Genomic DNA, 2,679 nt, shown 5'->3' with positions numbered 1-2,679 from the left:
TCTCTTATATTTATTCCCGTTTTTCCTCCATCTCTTATATTTATTCCCGTTTTTCCTCCAACCGAAGAATCAACGCAAGCCAAAAGCGTAGTCGGTATCTGTATAAAATCGATTCCTCGCATCCAAGTCGCAGCCGCATATCCCGACATATCTCCAACGACTCCACCGCCAAGAGCGATTATCATATCTTTTCGACTTAATTCGCTTTGAGCCAAATTGAAATATATATTTGAAATTCCGTCTATATTTTTATTCGCCTCTCCGTTTCTCAATATGCATACGGAAACTATTATATTTTCTTTTTCCAAATTTTTTATAATTTTTCTCGCGTATAATTTGCCGACAATTTCGTCTGTAACTATTAAAACTCTCTCTCCGTTTAATAATTTTTTTACTAATTTTCCAACATTTTTTAATATTCCGTTTTTTATTAGAATATTATAATCGATTTCGTTTTTTATTTTAATTTTTACTTTTACTTTTTTCATTCTTGCATCCAAATTTAAATTTAAGATAAGATTATATAATTATTAAAAATAAATACAAATTTTTATTATATTTTAATTATTAATTTAATTATTGACTTATAAATAAAATCGCATTATTCTACTAAACAATAATAATAAATAATTTTTGGAAATTAAAATTTGGAAAAATATTTAAATATAGAAGAAATAAATAATATTGTAGAAAAAAATTATAATAAAAAATACGACAAACTCACGGCGTTTATAAAAGACGAAGATATTTCAAAAGTTTTATTAAAAGACAAAAGCGCCGCAGTTTCGCCTAAAGTAATAAGATTTATTATCGGAGAATATTTAAACTTAAAAGAAATCATCAAATTGGACAATGTCGACAATATAGGATATTCTTTGGACGAAAATTCTTTCAGAGATTCGCTTGAAAAAATTTATATCGCAAGCAAAAAAGACAATAAAACAAAAAATATACTTTATCCTTATTGCATATTCGCATCGAACGAACAGATTAATAATTTATACAAAGAAGCGAAAGAGATTGCAAGCGCAAGATTCAAATACGCTGCTTTTATGCTCGAGGCAATAGCTTTAAACGGAACGAAAACCGCTTTGAACTTGGTTTACGAAGCTTCAAAAAAATTCAAACAAAACACGGTTAGACTCACCTGCAAGGCGATTTTAAATTTGATTACGAAAGAAGCGAAAATGCCTCTCGAAGTTTTTGCCGATAAAATAATTCCAGATTTTGACTTCGATGCAAACGGAATAAGAATAGTAGAAGGCGAAGACGATAAAAAAAGATTTAAAATAATTTTAAAAGACGATTTTAGCTTTTCTATATTGGACGAATATAAAAATAAAGAATTCAAAACTTTTCCAAAAGATTTTCCCGCGTCCGCAAAAAAAGAACTTTCAAAATTAAAAAGCGAAATTAACCGAGTGATAAAAATGCAAACGGAAAGATTGCAATTTGCGTTTATGGACGGCAGAAAATGGACGCTAAAAGATTGGAGAGAATTATTTTTTGGAAATCCGTTAATGAAAGAATTTGCAATAAAACTTATATGGGGAATTTACGATAAAAAAAATAAATTATTAAAAACTTTTAGATATATGGAAGACGGCAGTTTTAATAACGAAGACGATGAAGAAATAAAAATAGAAGAAATAAAATCAAAAGAAAAAATTTTAATCGGATTGATAAGCCCGATAGAAACCAAAAAAGAAGTTATAGAAAAATGGAAAAAACAACTTGAAGATTACGAGATAGTTCAGCCTTTCAATCAACTTTCCACGGAAACTAAAGAAGAGATTATAAAAAAAATTCCATCTGTTGTCACAGTCGGAACAATAAGATGGCTTGCTTCAAAATTAAATATGGAAACGGAAAACGGAGACGGCGGAATAATATACGGTTATTATTTATTCGACACATATAACGAAGCTTATATAGAAATTTTAACTCCGAGCATTTATTACGGAATCGACAATAACGAAGAGATTGAGATAAAAATAAATTTCAGAAATGCGGACGAAAGATTCGAATATGGCGCTTATTTGATGCTTTCTAATTATTTGAAATAATATTATTAATACTTCGTTAAATTAAACTTGATATAATATTTTTTTATTGTATTATATTAAGATAAAATTATAATTAAAAATTAATTAATGGATAAAGTTATGACATTTACCGATTTAATAATGAATCTAAATAAATTTTGGAGCGACAATAATTGTATAATTCAGCAAGGATACGATTTGGAAGTCGGAGCGGGAACTTTCAATCCAGCTACCGCTTTAAGAGCTTTAGGACCCGAGCCTTTCAATGTAGCTTATGTCGAGCCTTCGAGAAGACCAACCGATGGAAGATACGGGGAAAATCCTAACAGACTTCAGCATTATTATCAGTATCAGGTTATAATGAAGCCTTCGCCAGAAAATATTCAAGATTTATATATAGAAAGTTTGGAAGCTTTGGGAATAAGCTTTAAAGACCATGATATTCGTTTTGTTCATGACGATTGGGAATCTCCCACACTCGGCGCTTGGGGATTGGGCTGGGAAGTTTGGCTTGACGGAATGGAAATAACTCAATTCACTTATTTTCAAGCCGTTGGCGGAATAAACTTAAAACCTATAACGGGCGAGATTACTTACGGACTCGAAATTTACGATGAAGTTTTGGAAGCGAATT

General features: G+C 30.2%; 3 protein-coding genes. 2 read left to right on the top strand and 1 reads right to left on the bottom strand.

Going from position 1 to position 2,679, the window contains the following annotated elements; genetic code table 11:
• Positions 1-488, bottom strand: a 488-nt coding sequence (locus tag EZH24_RS09940; protein WP_137998991.1) for an iron-containing alcohol dehydrogenase, incomplete at its 3' end; no start/stop codon positions are given.
• A gap of 159 nt (positions 489-647) precedes the next feature.
• Here EZH24_RS09940 and EZH24_RS09935 point away from each other — a divergent pair.
• A complete protein-coding gene (locus EZH24_RS09935) occupies positions 648-2,066 on the top strand; it encodes a DUF4132 domain-containing protein (protein WP_137998990.1) in 1,419 nt (472 codons plus the stop codon).
• Positions 2,067-2,165: 99 nt separating this feature from the next.
• Positions 2,166-2,679, top strand: a 514-nt coding sequence (locus tag EZH24_RS09930; protein ID WP_137998989.1) for a glycine--tRNA ligase subunit alpha, incomplete at its 3' end; no start/stop codon positions are given.

The organism is Brachyspira catarrhinii, from assembly GCF_005518285.1.
Classification (GTDB): Bacteria; Spirochaetota; Brachyspiria; order Brachyspirales; family Brachyspiraceae; genus Brachyspira; species Brachyspira catarrhinii.
The sequence above is the reverse complement of the archived record's forward strand: the minus strand, read 5'-3'. Positions and strand labels throughout refer to the sequence as shown.